We start from the raw sequence: 26,018 nt of genomic DNA on the forward strand, positions 1-26,018 counted from the left end.
TGATAGCAGGGAAGGGCAGGATGCAGCATCTGAATACTCTGAGTGCGCAAATGGCGCGCGAAGGGATCCGTCGACTGCTGGTCATCGCCGGCGATGAAGCCTGGAGCGGGCAACAGGCTCAGCGTCTGCGTGAAACGCTTTTGGGCGACTGGTTATGGGTGGGAGAGACGACGGAAGGTTTGCACTGCGCCCCTGCTGCGTTGACCACGCTGCTTGGGCGCGAATTTACCCATGCGGTGCTGGATGCGCGTCGGGGCTTTGATGTCGCCGCCTTTGCCGCCCTGAGCGGTACCCTGAAGCCGGGAAGCTGGCTGGTGCTGCTCACCCCGCCTTTGCACGCATGGCCCCAACAGCCCGATGCGGACAGCGTCCGCTGGTGCGACAGCGCTGAACCTGTTCCGACGCCGCGCTTTGTCGACTATTTTTGCCGCACGCTGCAACAGAATGACGATGCGCTTATCTGGCGGCAGGGCGATTCGCTCTCACTCCCGGTCATCACCTCCCGGCCCGTATGGCATGCCGCAACCGGCGCACCTGAGCGCGAGCAGGCGGAAATTCTGGACGATCTGCTCGCGATGTCGGCTGGCGTTATGACCGTCACTGCTCCGCGTGGAAGAGGTAAATCAGCCCTCGCAGGCATGCTTGTGGCGCGGCTGAAGGGGGAGGCGATAGTGACAGCGCCTTCCCGTGGCTCGGTGGAGGTACTTGAACGCTACGCTGGCGAGATGACGTTTATGGCCCCGGACAGACTGCTGCAACGGATTACCGATAATCCCGCCTCACTTGCGGACTGGCTGATCGTGGACGAAGCCGCCGCTATTCCGGGCCCACTGCTGCATGCCCTGGTCAGCGCGTTTCGCAAGGTGTTGTTAACCACCACGGTCGAGGGCTATGAAGGCACGGGGCAGGGCTTTATGCTGAAATTCTGCGCCCGTTTTTCGCCGCTGACGCATCGGCGTTTGCACACGCCACTGCGCTGGGACGCAGGCTGCCCGCTGGAGACGTTTGTCAGCGATCTGTTGCTGTTTGATGAGAAAACCGTGCTGGCAACGCCCACGGGGACGGGATGCATTCAGTCCCTCAACCAGGACGACTGGCTGGAAGATACACGGCTTCCCGGCGCACTCTATCGGCTACTTGCCAGCGCGCATTACCGAACTTCGCCGCTGGATTTGCGCCGGATGATGGACGCTGCAGGTCAGCATTTCTGGGTGACAAAAACGACGACCGATATTCTGGCGGGCCTGTGGCTGGTGGAAGAAGGAGGGCTATCTCCGGAGCTGAGCCAGGCCGTGTGGGCGGGGTTTCGTCGGCCACGGGGTAATCTGGTGGCACAGTCACTCGCAGCACATGGCGGTAGCCCGCTGGCGGCCACGCTGCGTGGGCTGCGGGTCAGCCGCATTGCCGTTCATCCCTTTCGTCAACGTGAAGGCTTAGGCCTTGCGCTGATACGTCATGTTCATGCCCACACCACCGGTTGCGATTATCTCTCCGTCAGTTTTGGCTATACCGCAGAACTATGGCGTTTCTGGCAGCGGTGCGGGTTTCAGCTGGTGCGGCTGGGAAGCCACCGGGAAGCCAGCAGCGGCTGTTTTACGGCGATGGCTTTACTGCCGTTAACCGCGGCAGGCCAGGCACTGGCGAGCCATGAGCAACAACGCTTAGCCCGGGATCTGCCTGGGCTTGATGAATGGAAGACGCTCAGGCTGCCGCTGGCGGAAAGCTCAGCGAATAGCGCCATAAATGATGATGACTGGCTGGAATTAAGCGGTTTTGCTTTCGCCCATCGCCCGCTCTCTGCATCGAGGGGGGCATTAATGCGCGTTCTGCAGTGCAGTGACCTGCCCCTTAGCGGATTACGCTTAACACTTATTGATAAGCTTGCCGACCATGAAATCGCCAGCCAGCTGGGGCTTTTGGGGCGTAAAGCGGTGCTGGCGATGTTGCGCCAGGAAACTGCCTCAGCGCTTGTCCGCCTTGATGGCGAGCGTGCAACAAAAATGAAAGAGTGGGTACAACAGCTGCAATTTTTTTAACAAACTCATTCAGTTAAATGTCATGGTCATTATTCCTCTGCGGCGTACACTGCTTTCAACAAATGAAGGAGACCGCCATGAAACATGACTATTTTATTGTGCAAAAACCGGATAACGCCGCTAAGCAATTACTGCTTTTTTTTCATGGCGTTGGCGACAACCCGGCCAATATGGGCAACATTGCCAGCTGGTTTGTGCCGCACTTTCCTGAGGCGATGATTGTGAGCGTCGGTGGCGTGGAGCCATGCGGCCCCAACGGTCGGCAGTGGTTTTCCGTACAGGGCGTAACCGAAGATAACCGCCAGGCGCGCATCGATGCCATTATGCCGGTGTTTATCGACACGGTACGTTACTGGCAGCAGCAAAGCGGCGTTGGCCCTCAGGCTACCGCGCTGGTGGGATTCTCGCAGGGGTCGATTATGTCGCTTGAGAGCCTGAAGGCGCAGCCAGATCTGGTCTCCCGGGTGATTGCGTTCAATGGCCGTTTTGCCAGCCTGCCGAACACCGCCTCTGCAGCCGCAACCGTCCACCTTATTCATGGCGGTGAAGATCGGGTTATCGATCTGGCGCATGCGGTTGCCGCTCAGGAAGCTCTATTGGTTGCAGGTGGTGATGTGACGCTGGATATCGTCGAGCATTTAGGCCATGCGATTAGCGAGCAGAGCCTGCAGTTTGCCCTTGATCATCTGCGTTTTACGGTACCAAAACATTATTTTGATGAAGCGTTGAGCGGCGGTAAGCCCGATAACGACTCACTTATTGAGATGCTGTAAAACAGATGGCCCGGTAGCTTACTACTTTCCGGGCCATATTATTACTTGTGCTGGTCTTTCTTCGGCCAGTCGTCTTCGTCATCCCACTTATCGTTAAAGTCACGATGTGGCGGCAGATCGGGTTTGTTGGCGAGGAACTTCTTATGATCGACGCGCTTCAGATCTTTAATCACGTTCAGAATGACGCCGAGCAGAAACACCAGTACCAGAATCCACCAATATTTTGTTAGCCAGTCCATGCTTCCTCCCCGTCAGGCGATGATATTTTCCATAATGCGTTGGTACATCCGTGCCAGCAGTTGTAAATCGGCGGCGTTCACGCATTCGTTGATTTTATGAATGGTGGCGTTAACCGGTCCCAGCTCCACCACCTGCGTCCCCATACGCGCGATAAAACGCCCGTCGGAGGTGCCGCCGGTCGTCAGCAACTGCGGTTTGATCTCATTATAGTGCGCAATGGCGTTGACCACCGCGTCTACCAGCTTGCCGCGACCGGTCAAAAACGGCTGGCCTGACAGCCACCAGTCAATGGTGTAACGCAAGCCGTATTTCGCCATCAGCGCTTCAACCCGTGCTTTGATCATCTCGTCGGTCAGCTCGGTACTGAAACGGAAATTGAACTGCACATACAGGTCGCCAGGGATGACGTTATTGCTGCCGGTGCCCGCCTGGATATTGGCGATTTGCATACTGGTTGGCGGGAAATATTCGTTGCCTTTGTCCCACTCGATAGCCACCAGCTCGTTGAGCATAGGAGCGGCACGGTGCACCGGGTTATCGGCCAGATGCGGATAAGCAACGTGCCCCTGCACGCCATGAATGGTCAGATTGCAGGTCAGCGAACCACGGCGACCATTTTTGACCACATCACCGACGATGGCAGTACTGGAGGGTTCGCCGACCAGGCAGTAGTCGAGACGCTCATTGCGCGCCATCAGGGTTTCAACCACTTTCACCGTGCCGTTGGCCGCACTGGCTTCTTCGTCAGAAGTGATAAGAAAAGCGAGTCGCCCTTTATGGTTGGGGTGTGCGGCGACAAAACGTTCCGCCGCAACGACCATCGCCGCCAGCGAGCCTTTCATATCTGCCGCACCGCGACCAAACAGCATGCCGTCACGGATCGTGGGTTCAAACGGCGGATTGATCCACCGCTCTGCATCACCGGCGGGAACCACATCGGTGTGGCCTGCAAAGGCCAGAGTTTCCCCCTGACCGCGCCATGCCCAGAAATTTAGCGTGTCGCCAAAATTCATCGGCTCAATGGTGAATCCGATAGCACGCAGGCGTTCAATCATTAACGCCTGGCATCCTGCGTCATCGGGACTCAGAGAAGGGCGACGAATAAGCTGCTGCGTCAGCTCAATAACCGGGCACGACATATACTACACCTCGTTGAAAAACTTCTCATAACTGGATTCATTGAAACCCAGCAGCATAGGCTTACCGGGCGCGCAGAGCAATGGGCGTTTGATGATTGCCGGCATTTCTTGCATTAAACTGGCGGCAGATTGCGCGTTATTGATGGTTGAGCGCAAAGATTCATCCAGTTTTCGCCAGGTGGTTCCCCGGGTGTTGAGTAAGGCTTCCCACCCCAGAGCATCAATAAAACGCTGTAATAAATCGCTATCAAGGCCGTCAACGCGATAGTCATGAAAGCGATACTCAACCTGATGTTCTTCCAGCCAGCGACGGGCCTTTTTGATGGTGTCGCAGTTTTTGATGCCGTAAAGCGTATACATGGTGAATCCTTTTGTCTTAAATTTGGTTAATTGCGCAGGAAATTAGAATAATAGTAATAAGCCCGCTGGCAGCATAATATCATTTGCAGAGTAATGATTTTGCCATTAATAAAATAAGGCGTCAGGATCATATCAAAAAGATGTACTAGCGTAGAAGAGTGGGTCTGGAATATGCCGTAAGAACCTGGGCAATTGCACTGATCTGTATTGGCGTTTTAATAAACAATTCTTTTACCAGGCGGTAAAATTTGCACCTGATGATTACAGGAAGACAACTTCCTTTCCACAAGGGTAAAAAGTCATCAGGGCAGTATACATAAGGCTTCCCGCTGCGTTCTCTCGTTGTACCAGCGTGCTATTACAATATTCTTTTGCTGATTTTATCCGCGTAAAAACTTTGCGATACCAATCAAACTAATTGGTTAAAATATCTTCACATCGCCATCAGCTTCTCTTAGAATACGCTCAATAATAAGAGAGGTAGTTATGATTGAACATGAACTGGGGAACTGGAAAGATTTTATCGAAGGCATGCTTCGTAAATAATTTCCTGAAGAATCATTAAGCAGTGAGAGCTTAAAACGATAAAGTGTGAATAATATCACGCAGTAAAAGGCGACTTAACCGTCGCCTTTTTTACTGTGATTTATTTCTGCGGTTCTTTAAGCGGAAAACGGCGTCTGACCAGCACGAAGAACAGCGGAACAAAGAAGATGGCGAGGATTGTCGCGGAAATCATCCCGCCAATCACCCCGGTTCCGACGGCATGCTGGCTGCCCGATCCGGCGCCGGTGCTGGTCACCATCGGCAACACGCCAAAGATAAAGGCCAGCGAGGTCATCAGGATCGGACGCAGACGCTGGCGGCAGGCATGCAGCGTGGCGGACAACAAATCCTGACCTTTGGCATTGAGCTCGTTGGCAAATTCGACGATCAGAATGGCGTTTTTGGCCGATAACCCGATAACGGTCAGCAGCCCGACCTGGAAGTAGACATCATTTTCCAGACCGCGCATCCAGGTAGCGAGTAGCGCGCCAATGACCCCCAGCGGCACCACAAGCATGACAGAGAACGGCACCGACCAGCTCTCATACAATGCCGCCAGGCAAAGGAACACCACCAGCAACGAAATGGCGTACAGCGCCGGTGCCTGCGAGCCGGATAAGCGTTCCTGGTACGACATTGCCGTCCACTCCAGGCCAAAGCCGCCCGGAAGCTGGCTGACCAGTTTCTCCATTGTATCCATGGCGGTCCCCGTACTGACGCCAGGCGCTGCTTCGCCGACAATCTCTACTGCGGCATAGCCATTGTAACGCTCCAGACGCGGTGAGCCGGTTTCCCAGCGCGAAGAGGCAAATGCGGAGAAGGGCACCATGCCGCCGCTGTTGTTACGCACAAACCACAGGTTAATGTCATCGGGCAGCATGCGGTATTTTGCCGCAGACTGGACGTAAACTTTCTTCACGCGTCCCCGGTCCATAAAGTCATTCACATAGCTTGAGCCCCAGGCGGTTTGCAGGGTGTCATTAATATCGTCAATTGAGACGCCGAGCGCCTGGGCTTTGCGCTGATCAATATCCACCTGCAATTGCGGACTGTCATCCAGACCATTGTGGCGCACACGGGTTAACAGGCTATTGCTGTCGCTCATCTCAAGCAGCTTGTCACGGGCGGCCATCAGGGCGTCATGCCCAGCACCCGCATGGTCCTGCAGCTCCATATCAAAACCAGCCGAGCTGCCCAGGCCGCTGATGGCTGCCGGACTGGTGGCAAACACCCGCGCCTCATTAATATGGCGGAAAGCTTTAGTGGCGCGTTCGATAATGGCAAAAGAACTGCCCGTGGCGGGATCTCTGGCTTCCCAGTCTTTGAGACGAATAAACATACGCGCCACGTTTTGCCCGTTCCCTCCAGGCCCGGAACCGACGGTGGCAAACACCGAAGAGACATTATCCTTCTCATTTTTAAAGAAGTAGTCTTCCACCTTCTGCACCACTTTCAGCGTCTGTTGCTGGGTTGAGCCGCCGGGCAATTGCACGGAGGTGATAAACATCCCGCGGTCTTCCTGGTGCAAAAACGACGTCGGCAGGCGCAGGAAAAGCACCACCATCGCCCCCAGCAACAATACGTAAAGCAGAAGCCAGCGCAGACTGCGGTGGAGAATTTTACCAACGCCGCTTTCATAGCGATCGGCATTACGGTTAAACCAGCGGTTGAACGCGCCGAAGAAACCTTTCTCGCTCTGGTGCTCACCTTTATGCAAAGGCCTTAATAAGGTGGCGCAGAGGGCAGGGGTGAGGATCATCGCCACCAGCACTGACAGCACCATTGCAGAGACGATGGTGATGGAGAACTGACGGTAAATCGCCCCGGTTGTGCCGCCAAAGAAGGCCATGGGGATAAAGACGGCGGAGAGCACCATAGCAATCCCCACCAGCGCCCCCTGGATCTGGCCCATCGATTTACGCGTCGCCTCCCTGGGTGACAACCCTTCTTCCGTCATAATGCGTTCGACGTTTTCCACCACCACAATGGCATCGTCCACCAGCAGGCCGATGGCCAGCACCATTGCAAACATGGTCAGGGTGTTAATGCTGTAGCCGAAGCCGTAGAGCACCGCAAAAGTGCCCAGCAGTACCACCGGTACGGCAATGGTCGGGATCAGGGTGGCGCGGAAATTTTGCAGGAACAGATACATCACCAGGAAAACCAGCGCTATCGCCTCCAGCAGGGTTTTCACTACATCAATAATGGAGGCTTTAACAAAGGAGGTGGTTTCATAGGCGACTTTGTATTCCAGGCCATGAGGAAAATAGTTCGCCAGTTCATTGAGTCGGTTAATGACCAGCTCCGCCGTCTCCATTTCATTGGCGCCGGAGGCCAGTTTAACGCCCAGCCCGGAAGCGGCATGTCCGTTGAAACGGCTGAGATAGTCATATTTCTCTGAGCCCATTTCCACGGTTGCCACATCACCCAGTTTGACCTCGGAACCATCCTGGTTCACCCGCAGGGTAATGGCCCGGAACTGCTCGGGCGTTTGCAGCAATGACTGCGCATTGATACTGGCATTCAGCGCCTGGTTATCAACGGAAGGGGTGCCGCCAAGCTGACCAACGGCAATCTGCGCATTCTGGGATTTAATCGCACTGGTGACATCGGCAGTGGTCAGTTGCACGCTGTTCAGCTTTGCCGGATCGAGCCAGATACGCATCGAATATTGCGAACCGTAGGCGTCAATGTCCCCCACGCCGTTTACGCGACTTAGAGGGTCCTGAATATTACTGGCAACATAGTCGGCGATATCCTGCTTATCCATTGAGCCATCAGTCGATACGAAGGCCAGCGTGAGGATATTGGTATCCCCGGTTTTACGCACCGTAACGCCCTGATTTTGTACCGCCTGGGGCAGTTTGCGCAGTGCGGACTGCAGCTGATTTTGTACCTGCTGGACGGCTTCATCGGGATCCGTACCGGCGGTAAAACTGAGTGTAATGGTGGCCTGCCCGGCGCTGCTGCTCTGGGAAGACATATACATAAGATTGTCGAGGCCCGTCATGTTCTGCTCAATCACCTGGGTAACGGTGTTTTCCAGAGTCTGGGCCGATGCGCCTGGGTAGTTAGCAGTGATACGAACGTTCGGTGGAGCAAGGTCGGGGTACTGCTCAACAGGAAGAGAAATAATGGCCAGTGTCCCGGTAAGACAGATCAGGATCGCCAGTACCCACGCAAAAATGGGGCGATCAATAAAAAAATTCGCCATCAGAAGTTAGACCTCGTTTTACTGCGCATCATTATTTTGGCATTGTCCGAATCAATGTAGCGGGAGCGGTGAACATAATCGTGGAGAAAAAAAGGAGAAAATGTAAATTATCATGCAAAATCAAGGCATAAGCTTGCATAATCGCCCTTAACTTAAATTCCGTCTGAAAGCACAAACCTTAATTTGCGTTTAATTACGTTTGCTGACTTTTGCTACTTAATTCTGCGACAGGAAAACGAAACTGGACCAGCGTACCGCCGCCGGGAGGACGTGAAAAAATGAGGGTGCCATCCAGGCGTTCAGCACGTTCGCGCATGATACTCAGGCCAAAATGACCTTCTGGTCGGGTATCACCTATCCCTTTGCCATTATCGCGAATATAAACCGAATAGAGTCCGTCAGGATCGGTAACGCAGCTGACGGTGATCGCGGTGGCATTCGCGTGCTTGATGGCATTGATAACCGCTTCCCGGACAATTTGCAACACGTTGACCTGCTGCTGGGCATCCAGTGCCAGCGTCGGTAATCGGCAGTCGAGAGTCAGCGCCGCAGAGGTCTGGCTTTGCAAAATATCGAGCGCTTCCCTGAGGGCGGCAGGCAAATCACTTTGTGAAACGCTCAGGCGGAAGGTGGTCAGCAATTCACGCAACTGACGCCAGGCATCGTTCAGCGCCTTTGAAAAATCGGCAATGATCGTCTGCGCCGGAAGATTCTCCTCCGGCACCGCCCGCTTCAGTAATGCCAGCTGGATACGCAGATAGGAGAGCACCTGGGCAAGGGAGTCATGCAGTTCACCGGCAATGGTCGCCCGCTCTTCCAGCAACATCAGTTGCTGATAGTGTTTCTGCGCCTGATTGAAATAAATGCCACGACCAATGATGGTCGCAACGCTTTGCATAAGCGGGGCAGAGGCTTGCGCTGCCGGACTTTGCCAGCGTAATTCGCCAAACACCTTCTCCTGCATGCCCACGGGCAGCGTGCTGACGGGCAGCATATCCTGCAGAGCGCCATGCTCTATCGCCCAGTGTTCTCCTACCCTGAGCGCCAGAAAGGTGGCGGCCTGGTGATCATGGACTATCTGCAGGATATGACGAAAACACATCTCATCGATCTGACCGGTGTTCAGCGCCTGTGAGCACTGATACAACACTTCGAGCCGGCGATGGGCTTCATGGAGATCGTGAGTCTTCTCTTCCACCTGCGCTTCGAGGGTCCGGTAGAGTTTGTGCAATTCACCAGACATACGGTCAAAAGTAGAGGCTAACAGACCTAATTCGTTGTCCAGATGGGCATTGAGTAACGGATATGTAAAATGTCCCTGCTGAATATGCTGGCTGGCAACCATTAACTGATTCAGCGGTTTTACCACCTGCTGACGAATACGTTGCAGGGTGAAAAAGACCAGCATAAAAATGCCGACTGCGCCCAGCAGTGAAATTCCCACCACCAGTAACATTTTGCGCTCAGAATAATGCTGCAGCGCGAGAACGAACTGATCAATGTTCGCGACATACTGCTGAATATTGTTCTGGTACCAGTCACGGTCCTTTGCCGCAACTCGCGCATCCATCTCCGTCCAGCTTTCCTGCAGTTGCGCGTAACGTTTCCCCACAATATCAGGGACATACCAACGGTTAAGCTGTTGTAAGACGGGAGAGTTTAACGACTCCTGATAAATCTGGCGGTGGGCGCTGGTATCGATGGCGCTGCGCTCAAGATCGTAGCCCAGGCGGTAACTTTGCATACGCAAAGAGCCTGCAATGTTGACGGCTTCGGCATCGCGCAGGCTGCTGGCAAGGGTGACAAGGGCCACGCCAGTGGAGAGAAGCGATAACAGGACGATATAAAAAAAGGCTCTGGCCAGGCTTGCTGACACGGGTTGTTTTACGGTCACAAAAGCGATTCCTGCGATCAAAGGTCACCTGGCAACGGGGTGCTGGCGGGTGCACTTTAGATGAGATTAATTTTCATTCATGGCGCAATAAATTGATCTGCAACATGCACGTGACAATTAAGTAACTCTTTTGTGCAAATGTACATTGCCTGACCTGAATAGCCCAGGTAAATACATTGGTCATATAAAAAATAGGGTTTATTAAACCAGAAAAGAAGGTTGCCATGAATCGTTTTATTATGGCTAACAGCCAGCAATGTATAGGGTGTCGTGCCTGTGAAGTCGCGTGCGTGATGGCGCATAATCAGGAACAGCACGTTTTAAGTCATGAACATTTTCATCCCCGAATTACGGTTGTAAAGAATCAGCGCCAGCGCAGTGCGGTGACATGCCACCACTGTGAAGCCGCCCCCTGTGCCCGCAGTTGTCCGAATGGCGCGATCGGTCGTGTTAATGATTCGGTTCAGGTTAACCAGGATAAATGCATCGGATGTAAATCCTGTGCTGTCGCCTGTCCGTTTGGCACGATGCAGATCCTTGTCCAGCCGCTCGGCAACGGGATGGTGAAGGCAACGGCACACAAATGCGATCTGTGCTCTGACCGCGCCGGGGGGCCTGCCTGCGCGCAGAATTGCCCTGCCGATGCCATTCAACTGGTCAGCCGTGAAGGCCTGGCCAGCCTGGCAAAAAATCGCCGCCTGCGCGCAGCCACTCAGGAGGCGCAGCAGTGGCATTCGGTGGCGGCGCTGGCGCCGACCTTCAATTCACGCAAAGTGAAGCAAATGATGCGCACGCCGTCACGCGGCGAGCCGGATAAGCTCGCGATTGCGGCGCGTAAAACCGGTTTTGATGAGATCTATCTTCCGTTTCGCCCCGAGCAGGCGCAGCGTGAGGCGGATCGTTGTCTGGAATGTGGCGAACATAGCGTCTGCGAATGGACCTGCCCGCTGCACAACCATATTCCGCAATGGATTGAACGGGTAAAAGCCGGAGACATCGACGCGGCGGTGGAGTTGTCCCATCAGACCAACTGCCTGCCAGAAATCACCGGGCGCGTCTGCCCGCAGGACAGATTATGCGAAGGCGCCTGTACCCTGCGCGATGAATATGGCTCTGTCACCATCGGTAATATTGAGCGCTATATCTCCGATCGGGCGCTGGCGAAAGGCTGGCGACCGGATCTACAGCATGTTAAAGCCGTGAACAAACGTGTCGCCATTATCGGCGCGGGCCCGGCGGGACTCGCCTGTGCTGATGTGCTGGCACGCCATGGCGTTAGCGCCACTGTTTTTGACAGACACCCGGAAATTGGCGGCCTGCTGACCTTTGGGATCCCGTCCTTCAAGCTCGATAAATCTCTGCTGGCGCGCCGACGTGAAATCTTCAGCGCAATGGGCATTCGCTTCGAACTGAATTGTGAAATCGGTAAAGATATCGCGCTGCAAACGCTGGTGGATGATTACGATGCGGTATTTGTCGGTGTGGGCACCTACCGTTCGATGAAAGCGAACCTGCCGAATGAAGACGCGCCAGGTGTCTACGACGCCTTACCTTTCCTGATTGCGAATACCAAACAGGTAATGGGTCTGGCGGATGCGCCAGAGGAGCCCTATATCAACACCGCGGGTCTTAATGTGGTGGTGCTGGGCGGCGGCGATACGGCGATGGACTGCGTGCGTACCGCGCTGCGTCACGGGGCAGCAAATGTCACCTGCGCGTATCGCCGTGATGAAGCCAATATGCCGGGATCGAAAAAAGAGGTCAAAAACGCCCGTGAAGAGGGCGCTGCGTTTGAATTTAACGTTCAGCCGGTCAACATTGAGCTGGATAAAACCGGTCGGGTGAACGGCATTCGCCTGCTGCGTACGCAACTGGGCGAACCGGATGACAAAGGTCGCCGTAAACCGGTTCCGATTGAAGGCAGTGAGTTTGTGATGCCAGCCGATGCTGTCATTATGGCCTTTGGTTTTAACCCACATTCTATGCCATGGCTGGAAACACAGGGCGTGCAGGTTGATGACTGGGGACGCATTGCCGCCAGCGTTAACAGCCATTACCGCTATCAGACCAGTAATCCTAAGATCTTTGCCGGTGGTGATGCGGTACGCGGCGCCGATCTGGTGGTGACCGCGATGGCTGAAGGTCGCCATGCCGCACAGGGTATGATGGACTGGATGGGCGTTAAAACTCCCGGCAAGCATTAAGGTCACGCCGCGACAAACCAGGCTCCGCCGCGTAATATAGCCCCGACTGTATTACGGTGTGGAGCCTGTATGTCATTTAAAATCGACCTCATCAAAGACAAAATCCTCTCTGATAACTATTTCATCCTGCGCAATATTACCTACGATCTGACGCGTAGAAACGGCGAAGTCATCCGACATAAACGGGAAGTTTATGATCGGGGTAATGGCGCGACTATCCTGCTGTATAACCGTGAAAAACGCACCGTGGTGCTGATTCGCCAGTTCCGTATTGCCTCCTGGGTTAACGGCAATAAAGATGGTCGCCTGATTGAAACCTGCGCGGGTCTGCTGGATAACGACGAACCGGAAGTCTGTGTCCGCAAAGAAGCTATTGAAGAGTCGGGCTACCAGGTCGGCGAGGTACAAAAGCTGTTTGAACTGTATATGTCTCCTGGCGGTGTGACCGAGATAGTCCACTTCTTTATGGCTGAATACGATGACAGCTTACGTGCCAACAGCGGCGGTGGCGTAGAGGATGAGGATATTGAGGTGCTGGAAATCCCCTTTGCGGAGGCTCTCCTGATGGTTTCGAACGGAGAAATACGAGACGGCAAAGCGGTGATTTTATTACAGTATTTAAAATCAACAGGCCTAATGGACTGATTTTGTTAGGGTTAAAAAACTAACCATAAGATAAATCTATCCGATAATTCTGATTGAGAGGCCGACAGGCTGGCACGAAGATATGCGGGGTTGTGTGTCGCTATCTTCTTTCCGGGGTTTTGTCATCCATGCGTTACCGCATTTTACTTGCTTTGATTATGAGCCTGTTTCCGGCGTCGTTGTTATGGGCGGCGCCAGCGCAACAGGCTTTCTCCGACTGGCAGGTAACCTGTAACAATCAAAATTTCTGTCTGGCGCGTAATGTCGGCGAACACCACGGGCTGGTGATGACCATTGGCCGCAGCGCCGGAGCGCACACCGATGCCGCGTTGCGCATTGATCTTGGCGGCAAAGGTCTGACCCCGACTTCTGAGCCACCCGTCGCGCCACGTCTTCGCCTTGATGACGCGCCATTGGTCCTCGCGACTGACCATTGGCAGATAACGCCCTGGCACCTGATGACCGATGATGCTGCTACCATCACCGCCTTCCTGAAAAGTATTCAGGAAGCACAGACCATTTCGTTACAGGACGGCAAGGAGACGATTTCGCTGGTGGGTTTAAAAGCGGCACTGCTGTTTATTGATGCGCAACAAAAACGCGTCGGCAGTGAAACCGCGTGGATAAAAAAAGGCGACGATCCGCCGCTGAGCGTGCCGCCGGCACCGGCGCTGAAAGAAGTCGTGCTGACCAATCCTTCCCCCACACCGCTCACCCAGCAAGAATTGAATGATTTGCTCGATTATGGCAACTGGCGCATGACTAACAGTCAGTGCTCACTTGATCCTGGCCGCCGGGAAGTCAGAGTCGCCGCGCTCACCGATGATAAAGCCCTGTTAATGATTGATTGTGAAGCCGGGGCTTACAATACGGTGGAGCTGGCATGGATGGTCTCGCGCGAAAAACCCATCTCTTCACGACCTCTGCGTCTGAAATTGCCCTTTACCCCCGCCAGCGGCAATAACGAGATGGAGTTGATGAATGCGGTGTTTGATGAAAAAACACGTGAATTAACCACGCTGGCGAAAGGCCGCGGGATAGCCGATTGCGGCGTGATGACCCGCTGGCGGTTCAACGGCCAGCGCTTCAATCTGGTGCGCTATGCCGAAGAACCGAATTGCGATAACTGGCATGGGCCAGACGCCTGGCCCACTCTGTGGGTAACGCGTTAGGCGCCAAGCACGCGTTTCGCTTTCTCAACCACATTCTCGACGGTAAAACCAAAATGCGGGAACAGCTTATCGGCAGGGGCTGATTCACCGTAGGAGGTCATGCCGATAATCGCCCCTTTCAGCCCGACATATTTATACCAGTAGTCGGCAATTCCGGCTTCAACAGCGACACGGGCGCTGACGTCAGACGGCAGCACCGACTCACGATATTGCTCATCCTGGGCATCAAAAATATCCGTTGATGGCAGGGATACCACGCGCACGTTGTGCCCCTCCGCGCTGAGTTTTTCCGCGGCTTGCAGGGTAATTTCAATTTCTGAACCAGTGGCAATCAAAATCAGATCCGGCCTGCCGTTGGCATCTTTCAGGATATATCCGCCCCGGGCGATAGCTTTCACCTGATCGGGCGTGCGCGTTATTTGCGCCAGATTCTGTCGGGAAAGTATCAGCGCGGTAGGCCCGGAATGTCTTTCCAGCGCCAGCTTCCAGCCCACAGCGGCTTCCACCTGATCGCAGGGTCGCCAGGTGCTGAAGTTCGGCGTCAGACGCAGGCTGGCAAGTTGCTCGACTGCCTGATGTGTCGGACCATCTTCCCCAAGACCAATAGAGTCGTGGGTATAGACCATAATCTGTCGGGCTTTCATCAGGGCCGCCATCCGGGCTGCGTTACGGGCATATTCCACAAACATCAGGAAGGTGGCCGTATAGGGGATAAAACCGCCATGATGGGCAATGCCGTTAGCAATGGCGGTCATGCCAAATTCGCGTACGCCATAATGAATGTAATTACCCGCAGAGTCTTCTTTCAGAGATCGCGAGCCGGACCAGATTGTGAGGTTGCTGGGGGCCAAATCTGCCGATCCTCCCAACAGTTCCGGCAGGGCAGGACCGTAGGTATTAAGGGCATTCTGTGACGCTTTGCGGGTGGCGATTTTGGCCGGTTCGGCTTGCAGTTTCGCAATATAGTCCTGGCTGAGCGTCTCCCAGTTTTCCGGCAGGTCGCCCTTCATTCGGCGTTTAAATTCAGCGGCCAGCTCAGGGTAGGCTTTTTCGTAAGCGGTCAGTTTCTCCAGCCAGGCATGCTGGGCTTTTTCTCCGCGTTCTCGCGCGTCCCATGCTTTGTAAATCTCTTCGGGGATCTCAAAGGCCGGGTATTTCCAGCCCAGTTTCTGGCGAGCGAGCGCCACCTCTGCTTCACCCAGCGGCGAGCCGTGGGACTCTTCTTTCCCGGCCTTGTTAGGGGAGCCAAAACCAATCACCGTGCGGCAAATAATGAGCGAGGGTTTGTCTTTAACGCTCTGTGCTTCCTGAATGGCTTTTTTGACCGCTTCAGGATCATGGCCGTCAATGTCATGCACCACATGCCAGTGGTAAGCCTCGAAGCGTCTGGCGGTGTCGTCGGTAAACCAGCCCTCGGTTTCACCGTCAATTGAAATACCGTTATGGTCATAAAAACCGATCAGCTTGCCCAGTCCCAGCGTGCCTGCCAGAGAACTCACTTCGTGGGAGATGCCCTCCATCAGGCAGCCGTCGCCCATAAACACATAGCTGTAGTGATCGACAATATCATGGCCGGGACGATTGAATTGCGCAGCCAGCGTGCGTTCGGCGATGGCCAGACCGACGGCATTTGCCAGCCCTTGCCCCAGCGGGCCAGTGGTGGTTTCCACGCCGGGCGTATAGCCAATCTCCGGGTGACCAGGTGTTTTTGAATGGAGCTGGCGGAAATTTTTCAGCTCGGACAGGGGTAAATCGTAGCCACTGAGGTGCAACAGGCTGTACAGCAGCATTGAGGCATGCCCATTGGAGAGGACAAAGCGGTCACGATCGTACCAGGTCGGATCGGCGGGATTGTGCCTGAGAAAATCGTTCCATAGCACTTCGGCGAAATCGGCCATCCCCATTGGGGCGCCCGGGTGGCCGGAGTTGGCCTTTTGTACCGCATCCATACTCAGGGCGCGAATCGCATTAGCGAGCTCTTTTCGGGACATAACACTCTCCTTGGTATCGCCGCCGCTGGCAGCGTAGTGGTGGATTTAGTGATATCATCATAATGATTACTGTTTTTACTGCTTTAAATACAAAGTGTTAGCTGAGTCTTCGTGAAGGTGATATTGCCGGGTTTTTACTGCGCATAACCCAAAAGCATAGCAGACCGGGGGAGCCTCGCTGAGGATGGTTTGTAACTATGATGTTAGAAATTGATCGTAATTTTTGTTATGGAGTGGTCAGACTTTGGTTGTGTTCAAAGTTTGCGAATATCTCTGAGGGCATACTGGTCGGCGCATCAGGATCGTTATCACGCTTCAATTCTCTGAAAGATACGTGAAAGGAACAGCAAATGGACGACCAACTAAAACAAAGTGCCCTCGATTTCCATCAGTTTCCCCAGCCGGGGAAAATCCAGGTTTCTCCAACGAAGCCCCTTGCCACACAGCGTGACCTTGCGCTGGCCTACTCCCCAGGCGTTGCCGCGCCTTGCCTTGAAATCGCCAAAGACCCGCTGGCCGCTTACAAGTACACCGCGCGCGGCAATCTGGTTGCGGTGGTGTCCAATGGCACTGCAGTTCTGGGGCTGGGGAATATCGGTGCGCTTGCCGGTAAGCCAGTGATGGAAGGGAAAGGGGTTCTGTTTAAGAAATTTGCCGGCATTGATGTGTTCGATATTGAAGTTGACGAACATGATCCAGATAAGCTCATTGACGTGGTTGCTGCACTGGAGCCAACTTTTGGCGGCATCAATCTGGAAGATATTAAAGCGCCCGAATGCTTCTATATTGAAGCCAAATTGCGTGAGCGCATGAACATCCCGGTATTCCACGATGACCAGCATGGCACGGCCATCATCAGTACAGCCGCAATCCTTAACGGTCTGCGGGTGGTCGAAAAAAACCTCTCCGACGTCAGCATGGTAGTTTCCGGTGCCGGGGCGGCAGCGATTGCCTGTATGAACCTGCTGGTTGCGCTCGGCATGCAAAAGCACAACATCGTGGTGTGTGATTCGAAAGGGGTTATTTACAAAAATCGCGAAGCCAATATGGCGCCGACCAAAGCCGCCTACGCCGTGGATGACGATGGAAAACGCAGCCTGGCGGATGTGGTGGACGGCGCGGATATCTTCCTGGGTTGCTCGGGGCCGAAAGTACTGACGCCGGAGATGGTCAAAAAAATGGCCCGTCAGCCGCTTATTCTCGCGCTGGCAAACCCGGAGCCGGAGATCCTGCCGCCGCTGGCAAAAGAAGTGCGACCAGATGCCATTATCTGTACCGGGCGCTCCGATTATCCAAACCAGGTGAACAACGTATTGTGCTTCCCGTTCATCTTCCGTGGCGCGCTGGATGTCGGCGCAACCGCCATTAACGAAGAGATGAAACTGGCGGCGGTGCATGCAATTGCCGAACTGGCGCATGCTGAACAGAGTGAAGTTGTCGCCTCGGCTTACGGCGATCAGGATCTGAGTTTTGGCCCGGACTATCTGATCCCTAAACCCTTTGACCCGCGCCTGATCGTTAAGATTGCGCCAGCGGTGGCGAAAGCGGCAATGGATTCGGGAGTGGCGACGCGTCCTATCAAGGATTTCGATGCCTATGTGGATAAACTCACCGAGTTTGTCTACAAAACCAACCTGTTTATGAAGCCCATTTTCTCCCTGGCGCGTAAGGATCCAAAACGTGTTGTGTTGACAGAAGGGGAGGAGCCTCGTGTTCTGCATGCCACTCAGGAGCTGATTTCACTGGGGCTGGCAAAACCTATTCTGATTGGCAGACCTGGCGTGATTGAAATGCGGCTTCAGAAGTTGGGGCTGCAAATCCGTCCGGGGGTGGATTTTGAAATCGTTAACAATGAATCTGACCCGCGTTTTAAAGAGTACTGGACGGAATATTTCGCCATTATGAAACGCCGGGGCATTACTCAGGAGCAGGCACAGCGGGCGGTCATCAGCGACACCACCGTGATTGGCGCGATCATGGTTCATCGCGGTGAAGCGGATGCGATGATCTGCGGCACCATCGGCGACTACCATGAACACTACAGCGTGGTGCAGGAGATCTTTGGCCACCGTGAAGGCGTGCATGCCGCAGGGGCAATGAATGCCTTGCTGCTGCCCAGCGGTAACACCTTTATTGCCGATACCTATGTCAACGAGGATCCCAGCGCAGAGCAACTGGCGGAAATTACGCTGCTGGCGGCGGAAACGGTGCGCCGCTTTGGTATTGAACCGCGCGTTGCGCTGCTGTCTCACTCCCAGTTTGGTTCGTCGAAATCCCCGTCAGCCGTCAAAATGCGCGACACTCTGGCGCTGGTCCGCGAACGGGCGCCTGATTTAATGGTTGATGGAGAGATGCACGGCGATGCGGCGCTGGTGGAAAGCATTCGCCATGAACGGATGCCGGACAGTCCGCTGAAAGGTTCAGCCAATATTCTTATTATGCCGAATGTGGAAGCGGCGCGGATTAGTTACAACTTACTGCGTGTTTCCAGCTCCGAGGGGGTAACGGTTGGACCGGTATTAATGGGGGTGGCCAAGCCAGTGCACGTACTTACGCCAATTGCCTCGGTAAGGCGCATTGTCAATATGGTGGCCCTGGCGGTGGTGGAGGCGCAGACTCAGCCGCTGTGATCTTCACTGGGAATTGACTGACGTGATGTCTGCGATCGTCGGTGTATTTGAGGTTGTTCAGAGCCTGATGGCTCAGGCTCTGAACAGGTGTTTATGTTTTCTGATAAGACGTGGCTGTTGTCAGGCACGAAGGGCAGACAAACCCGTAGAGCATCCCTTCCGCAAGTTCATCAATATCCTCGTAACTTATCTGCGCCAGAAACATCATCGTTTGCGCGCATTCAGGGCATTTCGGGTACTGCGCATCCTGAACCCAGGCTGGATGTCCGCCAAGTTGGGAAAAAGTGGTAGGTAAAAATTGATCGGCGGCGAACAGCGGCAGACGAGGTTCACCAGGGTGCAGGCTATTCTCCGGGAGTCTCACCCAGTCGGCAGAATGCTTTTTGGCCAGCATTGAGGGTTTATTTTCGTCAAACCAGCGTGCCTTCCCTTGCGCATCAATCTTTGCGAAAACAGTGTCATATGCTGTACAGCACTCGCAGGTCAGGATCAGAATATGACCTGGCCAGGCACCGGCGCTAAGACCGACAGCGCCTGGCGCAACGTCAAACAGGTGGATCAGCGGCAACGAACAGTGGGGGCAGTTTTCGCCAGACCCGGTGACGGCACGAAAAACGGTGGGTTGTTCTGGCGCCTGTTTTACCAGCTGGGTACATTGCGGGAAATAAAGATCGCGCCGGTGGCCTTCTTCTGTCAGTTCCCAACCTGCCTCGTGCGCGTAGTGATGAGGCGGGACATACAGTGAATCGCACCACAAAGGCGGTGCCTGCCGCCACTGATTAAAGCGCTCAACCACAACGTCATCGCCAATCCAGGCCAGAGTGATAAGGAGCCAGTTACGGTTTTCGTCATCGGTTTCAACCCGCTGTAAAAGCACATCCCTTACGTCTGGCGGCGCCCGGTGAAAAGGCAGGGCCGAACAGAAATCAACATTATCGTCAGCAATCCATTTGCGTAAGCAGGTATCCAGATTTGCCTCTGTAAATGCAGCCAGACAGGTACAAATCTCCTGAGCGACATCATGTGAACCGGTATTGAAAAGCGTTTGCGCATAATTGGCCATGCGCAGACTCTCATCCACAGAGAGTCGTTTATAGAGCATATCGGTTGGAACAGGGCAGGGAACCTGGTGAATTAACGGATCGTTTTCCCGCGGCTCATGTACTAATTTTAACATTTGCACCGGGTCAGTCAGTCCGCTGAAGACGTTAATGGTTTTTCTGTTTTTCTTTATAAACTCGTCATGCTCTTGCCGTCTGCGCGCATTGACGCAGGGCATGCAAAACCCCTCCGTTCTGGCTGCCGTTGCCGGCAGGATCAGGTGCGAACATTGCGGATTTTTACAGGAAATACGTTCATCCATGCCGTCGTGCTCCATGCCGGATTACACCCAGTCTCTTACCTTAATAAATTCACTCAACGCCGCTTCCGGGCTGCTTTCTTCTGGCTGATAGTTATATTCCCAGCGTACCAGCGGCGGCATCGACATCAGGATTGACTCCGTGCGGCCACCGGTTTGCAGGCCAAACAGCGTACCGCGATCCCACACCAGATTGAATTCCACATAGCGACCCCGGCGATAGAGCTGGAATTCACGTTCACGCTCGCCATAAGGCATTGCTTTACGACGTTCGACAATCGGCAAATATGCATCGGTATAACCCTCGCCCACCGCCTGCATAAAAGCAAAACAGGTGTCGAAGTCCGGCGTATTGAGGTCGTCAAAAAACAGCCCGCCAATACCGCGCTGTTCATTGCGGTGTTTCAGATGGAAATAGTCGTCACACCATTTTTTATAACGTGGGTAGATCTCTTCGCCGAACGGCTGGCACTGGTCGCGAGCGGTCTGATGCCAGTGAATCGCGTCCTCTTCAAAACCATAGAACGGGGTTAAATCAAAACCGCCGCCAAACCACCAGACCGGATCGGCACCCGGTTTTTCGGCGATGAAAAAACGCACGTTGGCATGGCTGGTCGGAATAAAAGGATTACGTGGATGCACGACCAGTGACACCCCCATAGCTTCGAAACTGCGTCCGGCGAGTTCCGGGCGATGCGCTGTTGCCGAGGCAGGCAGCGCCAGACCGGTGACATGCGAGAAATTCACGCCCGCCTGCTCAAAGATATTGCCATCGCGCAGTACCCGGCTGCGTCCGCCGCCGCCCTCGCTGCGCTGCCAGTTATCTTCAATGAAGTCCACACCGTCAATGGCAGAGAGTTTCTGGCAAATATCATCCTGCAATTTCAGCAGAAAGGCTTTTACATCATGAGTGTCAGGAAGGGTCATCAGCGTTTCGTCGAATGGGCTTTATGATTGTCGAACCAGTTAAAGTAACTGATTACACCGGAGGCAATAGCATTGGCAATTTTTTGTCGAAATGCGGTCGTGCCGAGCAATTTTTCTTCTTGCGGGTTGGTGATAAACGAGGTTTCAACCAGCACCGAAGGAATGGAGGGCGATTTTAGCACCACGAAAGCGGCCTGCTCAGTGTTGCGGCTATGCAGGCGATGAACGGGCTTAATCTGGCGCAAAATATGTGAGCCCAGCGTCAGGCTGTTCTTTATGGTATCGGTCTGCACAAGATCGAACAGCACCTGTTGCAGCAAATGGTCTTTATCTTTGGCTTTTTTACCCGCAACGTCATCGGCGGCGTTTTCGCGATCGGACAAGTACTTTGCCATTGCGCTACTGGCCCCGCGATTGGATAAGGCAAACACCGAAGCGCCTGCCGCACTGGGGTTTGTAAAGCCATCCGCATGGATCGACATAAACAGATCTGCGCCGTGCTGATGGGCAATTTCCACGCGATCGTACAGGGGAATAAAGGTATCCCCGGATCGCGTCAGTCGGGCATCAATCCCCTGGTTGCGCAGCAGAGTACGGACGTTTTTAGCTATCGCCAGCACCACGTGCTTCTCTTTCGAACCATTACTACCAATTGCGCCGGTATCAATACCGCCATGGCCTGGATCCAGTACCACGATACGTCTGGCGCTGGTCTTTTTGGCTTTCACCTTACTATGACCGTTGCTGGTTTTAAGGGATGTCTCTTCTTTTGCGATGGCGTGTGACATGCCGGTCAGCGTTAAAGCGGCGAGGCCTGCTTTGAGGATCTGACGGCGCGAGGTGAGTATTTTTAAAGGTTTTGAAGTGCTCATACGGTCAGTCTTATTATCCATGGTCCCTGGTGTTATATCGTATCGTCCTGGCCGTTACGACAATCCTTCTTAATAAAAGTTTTACTTTTCATTTCAATGCATGACAGAGTGACATTATGCCATTTCCCCATCTCTATTTCGCCGGATATTGGCGGCAGCGGCCGTTCGCGCCATAATCATCAGCAATACAGTTAAAAAGGGGCAAGCAAACCATGGAGATACGCGTTTTTCGCCAGGAAGATTTTGAAGAAGTGGTTACTCTGTGGGAGCGCTGCGAGCTGTTGCGCCCTTGGAACGATCCTGAGATGGACATTGAGCGTAAAATCAATCACGACGTGAGTCTTTTTCTGGTTGCCGAAGTCAACGGCGAAGTGGTGGGAACAGTGATGGGCGGCTACGACGGTCATCGTGGTTCGGCTTATTATCTTGGCGTCCATCCTGAGTTTCGTGGGCGGGGTATCGCGAACGCGCTATTAAGCCGCCTTGAGAAAAAATTGATTGCCCGTGGTTGCCCGAAAATTAACATCATGGTGCGCGAAGATAACGACGTGGTGCTTGGTATGTACGAGCGACTGGGCTATGAGCATACGGATTCGCTGAGTTTAGGTAAGCGCCTGATTGAAGATGAAGAATATTGATTATCTCCCTGCCGCGGTGTGCGGCAGGGGCACTGCCTGTTAATGCTCAATGCGAGCTGTTATCTCTGAAATATCGGCCTGACTAAACGTAATATTGCTGTCCTGGTTCGTATCCTTCAGGATCTTTTGCGCAATGGCTTCGGTAACCGGGGCGATAATATTAAAATGATCGCCGCCCGGTATTTTAACTGCTTTGAAAGGGATGTTCGCGCTGTCTGCCAGCCTGGCAATGTTATTGAATGCGGTCCAGTAACTTTCCTCACCTTCAAAGTACCAGGTCGGTTTTTTTATCGACTTTATAAAGGTAGCCGGAGAGCGCAGGCTGAACTCCTGATCTGTTTTTTCGAAAGGCACTGGCACCATCATCTTGCCACCTTCAACCCGGGCTTTTAGATCTGGTACGGCCCCAAGGCTAAAACAGGCGCGGAATTTGTCGCTGTACTCACAGGCCAGTAAGACCCGCGTGCCGCCAGTGCTGTGCCCGGCAAGATAGATGCGTTGTGGATCAACCCAGGGCTGTTGGGTCAGCCAGTCATAGGCCGCTTCAATATCCTCTAACTCGCCATAGAACATTTCGTATTTTCCGGGGTTGTTATCTTCACCACGGAAACTGGGCACCATTTCGACGATACCTGCTCTGCGAAATGCGCTGCCGCTTTGGTCGTTATCTCTGCTCTGCGGCACCCAGAAATAATCACTGTCGCTGAGCCCGCCGTAGCCGCCATGTATCCAGATAACGGCCGGGTGACGTTTGCCATCTTTGGGATCGGGGGTGACATAAGCCGCCATCTGGCCGGGTTTGCCTGGATACTGCGTCAGTATATAAGTGCCTTTCGGCGGGGTTTCGAAGTTGCCGGAGTCGGTAAAACTTTTCTCAACAATGTTGGTCGTAAAGCCGTTACGCGCTTCACGCAGCGACTGATTACTGACATTTACCTGATGACCCGTGTCCGGAATTTCGATAACTTCTACGGCTTCGCCGCAGGCAACAACAGAAAATAATGCGCCCGCAAGCAGACCACTGCGAAGAAAATGCATAATGACGTCCTGTCCTGGATAAGGTAGCGACATTATAGGCACGAGATTACCGTAGCGTCAGGCTGGAATTGGATAACGTGAATGTGAAAAGAGGGGAAGTAAACACATGCTGCTTTTTACCGGGTGCGAATATGTACTCTCCCGCTGATTACGACAGTGATGGTCGGTTGCGACTGCCGTTTTTATTCTGGCCCGTTTTGTTGCTCCAGGCACGTACCTGGTTTCTTTTTGTCATGGCTGCTGCATCGCGCGAGCAGGGCAACGCGCTGCTGACCCTTTTTTATCCCGATCACGATACCTTCTGGTGGGGGTTGCTGCCCGGCATTCCGGCGGTGCTGGCATTTTTACTCTGTGGGCGCAGGCAGGTTGTACCTCGTCTGTGGCGGTTGATGCGTCCGCTGCTTATCCTCGCGCAAATCGTGCTGCTCGCCTGGCAGCCAGTATTATGGCTATCAGGCGAAACCGTCACCGGGATTGGCGTTGCGCTGGTGGTGGCGGATGTTGTTGCCCTGGGGTGGTTGCTTACCAATCCCCGGTTCCACGCCTGTTTTCATCCGGTTGAACATTGACGGGCACTTTTTGCAGTTCCGGCACTCCAACAGCCGGTGAATTAATGATAAAGGACGTTACGATGAAATCCCTGCGTTTAAGTGTATGTGTTCTGGCACTGGCTTTATCCGGTTGCTCTACTTTCTCTTCCATCAACTGGTCGGCGGCGAATCCGTGGAACTGGTTTGGCTCATCAACAGAGGTGAGTGAGCAGGGGGTTGGCGGAATGACGGCCAGTACGGCACTGGATGAAAAAGCGATAAGCGATGCGTTGGGAGGGGACTATCGACTGCGCAGCGGTATGAAAACCGATAAGGGCGAGATCATTCGCTATTTCGAGGCGGTGAAGGATGGAAAAGTCGTACTGATCGTTAACGGCCAGCAGGGCACCGTCAGCCAGATAGATGTGCTCGACAGCAGTATTGCAACAGCGAAAGGGATCAAAATCGGCACCGCGTTCAGCGAGCTTTACGATAAAGCCTTTGGCCAGTGTGTGGCCGCGACGGGGGATGATACCAACGCCGTGGAGTGTAAAGCGCCGGATAGCCAGCATATTAGCTTTGTGTTTACCGGCGAATGGCGAGGCCCGGAGGGTTTAATGCCTTCTGACGATACGCTCAAGTCCTGGACGCTGCATAAGATTATCTGGCGACGCTAATACACCCCCGCTGTTCCTCTCTCAGAACAAAAACGGGTACAATATCCCCAACAATGCCACGGTTGCGTGGCATTCTTTTTTTCAGGAGGAGCGATGTCTCAGGTTCAAAGCGGCATACTGCCGGAACATTGCCGGGCGGCAGTCTGGATTGAAGCCAGTGTCGTGGGCAGCATGGATGCCCTGCGTGAAGGCTGTAAGGTATTTATCGATAAACTGGCCGCCATTGAGTCAACCTGGCCGGATGCTGCTGCCGGTGCGGTTGTGGCTTTCGGCAACAGGCTGTGGCGTGAACTGAGCGGCGGTGAAGGAGCGCAGGAGCTGAAAGACTTTGCGCCGCTGGGCAAAGGTCTGGCACCGGCCACACAGCATGATGTGCTGATCCATATTCTCTCTTTGCGCCATGATGTGAACTTCTCCATCGCCCAGGCAGCACTTGCCGCCTTTGGCGATGCGCTTTAAGTCAAAGAAGAGACTCACGGTTTTCGCTGGGTGGAAGATCGCGACCTTAGCGGTTTTGTCGATGGCACGGAAAACCCGGCTGGCGAAGAAAAGCGTCGCGATGTGGCGGTAATCAAAGACGGTATTGATGCGGGCGGCAGCTATGTGCTGGTGCAGCGCTGGGAACACAACCTTAAGCAACTGAACCGCATGAGTGTTAGCGATCAGGAGATGATGATTGGCCGCACCAAAGAGGCTAACGAAGAGATTGATGGTGACGTGCGCCCGGTAACTTCACACCTGAGCCGCGTTGACCTCAAAGAGGACGGTAAAGGCCTGAAGATTGTGCGCCAGAGCCTGCCGTATGGCACTGCCAGCGGTGTTCACGGTCTCTATTTCTGTGCCTACAGCGCGCGTCTGTATAACATTGAACAGCAACTGCTGAGTATGTTTGGCGATGCTGATGGCAAGCGTGACGCGATGCTGCGCTTTACCAGACCGGTCACCGGCGGCTACTATTTTGCGCCATCCGTGGAACGCCTGCTGGCGCTGTAATGGCTTTTTTGCTCTCTCCCGGCGGGAGAGAGCATCAGGCCGCACCCTTATTCTCTTTTCAACTTCCAAAGCACCAAACGGTATATAAAACCGTTACTGGTTTCACACCCGTTATAAATAAACTGAACACCATATCGTC

Annotated in this window: 20 protein-coding genes and 1 pseudogene; 11 read left to right on the top strand and 10 right to left on the bottom strand. The window is 53.9% G+C overall.

The features are described 5' to 3' along the window. The first annotated feature begins 20 nt into the window (after positions 1 to 20). Positions 21 to 2,036, top strand: coding sequence for a tRNA(Met) cytidine acetyltransferase TmcA (locus tag ACSZO4_RS01110; RefSeq protein WP_437886988.1), 2,016 nt, complete (start codon positions 21 to 23; stop codon positions 2,034 to 2,036). A 77-nt stretch (positions 2,037 to 2,113) separates the two neighbouring features. Continuing rightward, on the top strand, positions 2,114 to 2,809 hold the full coding sequence (ypfH, locus tag ACSZO4_RS01115; protein ID WP_437886989.1) for an esterase: 696 nt from the start codon (positions 2,114 to 2,116) through the stop codon (positions 2,807 to 2,809). Between the two features lie 41 nt (positions 2,810 to 2,850). Here the strand turns inward: ypfH and ACSZO4_RS01120 are convergent, their stop codons facing one another. From ACSZO4_RS01120 to ACSZO4_RS01130, 3 genes are read right to left on the bottom strand one after another with little or no spacing between them, the layout of a single operon-like run. Next, positions 2,851 to 3,048: a YpfN family protein gene (locus ACSZO4_RS01120; protein ID WP_437886990.1), complete on the bottom strand. Its 198-nt coding sequence runs from the start codon at positions 3,046 to 3,048 to the stop codon at positions 2,851 to 2,853. 12 nt (positions 3,049 to 3,060) lie between these two features. Beyond that, a complete protein-coding gene (dapE, locus tag ACSZO4_RS01125) occupies positions 3,061 to 4,188 on the bottom strand; it encodes a succinyl-diaminopimelate desuccinylase (RefSeq protein ID WP_437886991.1) in 1,128 nt (375 codons plus the stop codon). 3 nt (positions 4,189 to 4,191) lie between these two features. Continuing rightward, on the bottom strand, positions 4,192 to 4,548 hold the full coding sequence (locus ACSZO4_RS01130; protein ID WP_437886992.1) for an ArsC family reductase: 357 nt from the start codon (positions 4,546 to 4,548) through the stop codon (positions 4,192 to 4,194). A 486-nt stretch (positions 4,549 to 5,034) separates the two neighbouring features. Here ACSZO4_RS01130 and ypfM point away from each other — a divergent pair, with 486 nt between their 5' ends. Next, complete coding sequence (gene ypfM, locus ACSZO4_RS01135; protein WP_100181659.1) at positions 5,035 to 5,094, top strand: protein YpfM; 60 nt, start codon at positions 5,035 to 5,037, stop codon at positions 5,092 to 5,094. Between the two features lie 100 nt (positions 5,095 to 5,194). Here the strand turns inward: ypfM and acrD are convergent, their stop codons facing one another. Both acrD and narQ read right to left on the bottom strand, forming a co-directional pair. Continuing rightward, complete coding sequence (gene acrD, locus ACSZO4_RS01140; RefSeq protein ID WP_437886993.1) at positions 5,195 to 8,308, bottom strand: multidrug efflux RND transporter permease AcrD; 3,114 nt, start codon at positions 8,306 to 8,308, stop codon at positions 5,195 to 5,197. Positions 8,309 to 8,501: 193 nt separating this feature from the next. Continuing rightward, positions 8,502 to 10,202 carry a nitrate/nitrite two-component system sensor histidine kinase NarQ gene (gene narQ, locus ACSZO4_RS01145; RefSeq protein ID WP_437886994.1) on the bottom strand — a complete coding sequence of 567 codons (1,701 nt, stop codon included), beginning with the start codon at positions 10,200 to 10,202 and terminating at the stop codon, positions 8,502 to 8,504. A 224-nt stretch (positions 10,203 to 10,426) separates the two neighbouring features. Here narQ and aegA point away from each other — a divergent pair, with 224 nt between their 5' ends. The 3 genes from aegA to ACSZO4_RS01160 all read left to right on the top strand — a co-directional run bounded on the left by aegA (position 10,427) and on the right by ACSZO4_RS01160 (position 14,223). After that, on the top strand, positions 10,427 to 12,406 hold the full coding sequence (aegA, locus tag ACSZO4_RS01150) for a formate-dependent uric acid utilization protein AegA (protein WP_437886995.1): 1,980 nt from the start codon (positions 10,427 to 10,429) through the stop codon (positions 12,404 to 12,406). A 69-nt stretch (positions 12,407 to 12,475) separates the two neighbouring features. After that, positions 12,476 to 13,051: a GDP-mannose pyrophosphatase NudK gene (gene nudK / locus ACSZO4_RS01155; protein WP_437886996.1), complete on the top strand. Its 576-nt coding sequence runs from the start codon at positions 12,476 to 12,478 to the stop codon at positions 13,049 to 13,051. Positions 13,052 to 13,179: 128 nt separating this feature from the next. Beyond that, entirely contained in the window at positions 13,180 to 14,223 is a 1,044-nt protein-coding gene (locus ACSZO4_RS01160; protein ID WP_437886997.1) for a DUF1176 domain-containing protein, read from the top strand. On the opposite strand, the gene tkt is transcribed toward ACSZO4_RS01160, so the two are convergent. Further along, a complete protein-coding gene (gene tkt, locus ACSZO4_RS01165) occupies positions 14,220 to 16,214 on the bottom strand; it encodes a transketolase (protein ID WP_437886998.1) in 1,995 nt (664 codons plus the stop codon). The genes ACSZO4_RS01160 and tkt overlap by 4 nt on opposite strands. 350 nt (positions 16,215 to 16,564) lie before the next feature. Between tkt and maeB the strand changes: the two genes are divergently transcribed. Next, positions 16,565 to 18,844: an NADP-dependent oxaloacetate-decarboxylating malate dehydrogenase gene (gene maeB / locus ACSZO4_RS01170; protein WP_437886999.1), complete on the top strand. Its 2,280-nt coding sequence runs from the start codon at positions 16,565 to 16,567 to the stop codon at positions 18,842 to 18,844. 91 nt (positions 18,845 to 18,935) lie between these two features. Here maeB and ACSZO4_RS01175 read toward each other — a convergent pair whose 3' ends face one another. The 3 genes from ACSZO4_RS01175 to amiA are packed head-to-tail and all read right to left on the bottom strand — an operon-like array spanning position 18,936 to position 22,003. Then, positions 18,936 to 20,207 (bottom strand): DUF1963 domain-containing protein, encoded by a 1,272-nt coding sequence (locus ACSZO4_RS01175; RefSeq protein WP_437887000.1) that lies wholly within the window; start codon positions 20,205 to 20,207, stop codon positions 18,936 to 18,938. A gap of 21 nt (positions 20,208 to 20,228) precedes the next feature. Beyond that, positions 20,229 to 21,131, bottom strand: coding sequence for an oxygen-dependent coproporphyrinogen oxidase (gene hemF, locus ACSZO4_RS01180; protein WP_437887001.1), 903 nt, complete (start codon positions 21,129 to 21,131; stop codon positions 20,229 to 20,231). Beyond that, positions 21,131 to 22,003, bottom strand: coding sequence for an N-acetylmuramoyl-L-alanine amidase AmiA (gene amiA, locus ACSZO4_RS01185; RefSeq protein WP_437887002.1), 873 nt, complete (start codon positions 22,001 to 22,003; stop codon positions 21,131 to 21,133). Before amiA ends, hemF begins: the two co-directional genes overlap by 1 nt. A 212-nt stretch (positions 22,004 to 22,215) precedes the next feature. Between amiA and ACSZO4_RS01190 the strand changes: the two genes are divergently transcribed. Then, positions 22,216 to 22,641: a GNAT family acetyltransferase gene (locus tag ACSZO4_RS01190; RefSeq protein WP_437887004.1), complete on the top strand. Its 426-nt coding sequence runs from the start codon at positions 22,216 to 22,218 to the stop codon at positions 22,639 to 22,641. A gap of 39 nt (positions 22,642 to 22,680) precedes the next feature. Here the strand turns inward: ACSZO4_RS01190 and ACSZO4_RS01195 are convergent, their stop codons facing one another. Then, positions 22,681 to 23,679 (bottom strand): alpha/beta hydrolase family protein, encoded by a 999-nt coding sequence (locus tag ACSZO4_RS01195; protein ID WP_437887005.1) that lies wholly within the window; start codon positions 23,677 to 23,679, stop codon positions 22,681 to 22,683. A gap of 131 nt (positions 23,680 to 23,810) precedes the next feature. Between ACSZO4_RS01195 and ACSZO4_RS01200 the strand changes: the two genes are divergently transcribed. The 3 genes and pseudogenes from ACSZO4_RS01200 to ACSZO4_RS01210 all read left to right on the top strand — a co-directional run bounded on the left by ACSZO4_RS01200 (position 23,811) and on the right by ACSZO4_RS01210 (position 25,879). Next, positions 23,811 to 24,248, top strand: a complete 438-nt coding sequence (locus ACSZO4_RS01200; RefSeq protein WP_437887006.1) for a DUF2919 domain-containing protein — start codon at positions 23,811 to 23,813, stop codon at positions 24,246 to 24,248. Between the two features lie 62 nt (positions 24,249 to 24,310). Next, positions 24,311 to 24,886, top strand: a complete 576-nt coding sequence (locus tag ACSZO4_RS01205; protein WP_437887007.1) for an RpoE-regulated lipoprotein — start codon at positions 24,311 to 24,313, stop codon at positions 24,884 to 24,886. 93 nt (positions 24,887 to 24,979) lie between these two features. Continuing rightward, positions 24,980 to 25,879: pseudogene (locus ACSZO4_RS01210) on the top strand (Dyp-type peroxidase). Positions 25,880 to 26,018: the final 139 nt, after the last annotated feature.

It is taken from the genome of Phytobacter sp. V91, assembly GCF_965644225.1.
Taxonomy (GTDB): Bacteria; Pseudomonadota; Gammaproteobacteria; order Enterobacterales; family Enterobacteriaceae; genus CBFFRJ01.

Coding starts and splice junctions, on each gene's coding strand:
- dapE (WP_437886991.1), bottom strand. CDS start 4,188: ATGTCGTGCCCGGTTATTGAGCTGACGCAGCAGCTTATTCGTCGCCCT.
- nudK (WP_437886996.1), top strand. CDS start 12,476: ATGTCATTTAAAATCGACCTCATCAAAGACAAAATCCTCTCTGATAAC.
- ACSZO4_RS01205 (WP_437887007.1), top strand. CDS start 24,311: ATGAAATCCCTGCGTTTAAGTGTATGTGTTCTGGCACTGGCTTTATCC.
- hemF (WP_437887001.1), bottom strand. CDS start 21,131: ATGACCCTTCCTGACACTCATGATGTAAAAGCCTTTCTGCTGAAATTG.
- aegA (WP_437886995.1), top strand. CDS start 10,427: ATGAATCGTTTTATTATGGCTAACAGCCAGCAATGTATAGGGTGTCGT.
- ACSZO4_RS01120 (WP_437886990.1), bottom strand. CDS start 3,048: ATGGACTGGCTAACAAAATATTGGTGGATTCTGGTACTGGTGTTTCTG.
- ACSZO4_RS01200 (WP_437887006.1), top strand. CDS start 23,811: ATGTACTCTCCCGCTGATTACGACAGTGATGGTCGGTTGCGACTGCCG.
- ACSZO4_RS01190 (WP_437887004.1), top strand. CDS start 22,216: ATGGAGATACGCGTTTTTCGCCAGGAAGATTTTGAAGAAGTGGTTACT.
- tkt (WP_437886998.1), bottom strand. CDS start 16,214: ATGTCCCGAAAAGAGCTCGCTAATGCGATTCGCGCCCTGAGTATGGAT.
- ACSZO4_RS01160 (WP_437886997.1), top strand. CDS start 13,180: ATGCGTTACCGCATTTTACTTGCTTTGATTATGAGCCTGTTTCCGGCG.
- ACSZO4_RS01195 (WP_437887005.1), bottom strand. CDS start 23,679: ATGCATTTTCTTCGCAGTGGTCTGCTTGCGGGCGCATTATTTTCTGTT.
- maeB (WP_437886999.1), top strand. CDS start 16,565: ATGGACGACCAACTAAAACAAAGTGCCCTCGATTTCCATCAGTTTCCC.
- acrD (WP_437886993.1), bottom strand. CDS start 8,308: ATGGCGAATTTTTTTATTGATCGCCCCATTTTTGCGTGGGTACTGGCG.
- ACSZO4_RS01110 (WP_437886988.1), top strand. CDS start 21: ATGCAGCATCTGAATACTCTGAGTGCGCAAATGGCGCGCGAAGGGATC.
- ACSZO4_RS01130 (WP_437886992.1), bottom strand. CDS start 4,548: ATGTATACGCTTTACGGCATCAAAAACTGCGACACCATCAAAAAGGCC.
- ypfH (WP_437886989.1), top strand. CDS start 2,114: ATGAAACATGACTATTTTATTGTGCAAAAACCGGATAACGCCGCTAAG.
- amiA (WP_437887002.1), bottom strand. CDS start 22,003: ATGAGCACTTCAAAACCTTTAAAAATACTCACCTCGCGCCGTCAGATC.
- ACSZO4_RS01175 (WP_437887000.1), bottom strand. CDS start 20,207: ATGGATGAACGTATTTCCTGTAAAAATCCGCAATGTTCGCACCTGATC.